The sequence below is a fragment of the Cobetia sp. SIMBA_158 genome (genome assembly GCF_046566945.1).
Classification (GTDB): domain Bacteria; phylum Pseudomonadota; class Gammaproteobacteria; order Pseudomonadales; family Halomonadaceae; genus Cobetia; species Cobetia amphilecti.
This window is the reverse complement of the sequence record NZ_JAWJYL010001279.1, coordinates 1-228: the sequence shown is the minus strand read 5'-3', so window position 1 is coordinate 228 and position 228 is coordinate 1. Positions and strand designations below refer to the sequence as shown.

Here is a 228-nt window from a genome sequence, read left to right as displayed (position 1 = left end):
ACGGCCATCGCCCGGGCCCTCGGCGGCCCGGTGCAGCTCGCCCGTCGCCTGATCACCTGGCATATCCCGGTGGCAATGCTGGGCAGCCTGGCGGTCATCTCTGCCATCTTCGCCTTCGTGGATGGCGAGCAGCACGCCGGCCCCCTGATCCACCTGCTGTGCGGTGCGGCGATCTTCGGCGCTTTATTCATCGCCACGGACCCCGTCACGGCGGCGACCTCCAACAAG

1 protein-coding gene is annotated in these 228 nt (G+C 68.9%); it reads left to right on the top strand.

Annotated features, from left to right (window positions below; genetic code table 11):
• The coding region (locus tag R2R70_RS23840; RefSeq protein ID WP_410979467.1) for an RnfABCDGE type electron transport complex subunit D at positions 1-228 on the top strand (228 nt) is incomplete at both ends.